Source organism: Halorubrum tibetense, assembly GCF_042661865.1.
Classification (GTDB): domain Archaea; phylum Halobacteriota; class Halobacteria; order Halobacteriales; family Haloferacaceae; genus Halorubrum; species Halorubrum tibetense.
Map to the genome: position 1 here is coordinate 1 of NZ_JBHSWW010000640.1, position 615 is coordinate 615.

The window sequence follows — 615 nt, forward strand, 5'->3', positions numbered from 1 at the left end:
AACGAGAGAGAGTGCCATTGCAGCAGCCAACGATAGAAGGCGGCAGCCAGTGTGAGCGCGACGTGAGTAATGGGCGTACACACGATCAGCAAATAGCCGCGGTTTTCGAACAATACAGTGCCATGCTGAAGCGATATTTGTGGTCTAAGGTCCGCTCGCAAGAGGATGTCGCTGATTTGATGCACGAGACTTATGAGCGGTTTCAGCGCCATAAAGATCGCATCGAACTGGCAACCGCGCAAAACTTTCTGTTTACCATCGCCCGCAATTTAATCATTGATCGGGTGCGCCATAAGCGCGTCAGCGAGGTAGATCAGAATGTGGATGTGGAGCTGTTGTTAGACCCACTGCCTTCACCAGAGCAGCAAATTATCGATGCCGAAGCGGTCTCAGCGCTCAATAGCGCCATTGAAAGCTTGCCTAGCCAGTGCCGGCGGGTTTTTGTGATGCGGAAAATACACCAACTATCGCAAAAAGATATTGCGGAAAAGCTGAGCATATCCGTAAGTACAGTTGAGAAGCACATTGCGATGGGTATGAAACAGTGCCGGCAGCGCTTGATAAAGCCGCTCAGTTAGCCCCCGCTGCCCAACTCGGTCGGTTGGCCACATTAAC

General features: G+C 51.7%; 1 protein-coding gene. It reads left to right on the top strand.

Annotated elements, in window-relative coordinates; genetic code table 11:
* Positions 1 to 578: RNA polymerase sigma factor (locus ACFQEU_RS17485; protein ID WP_379784220.1), on the top strand; the 578-nt coding region annotated here is incomplete at its 5' end.
* Between the last annotated feature and the right edge of the window lie 37 nt (positions 579 to 615).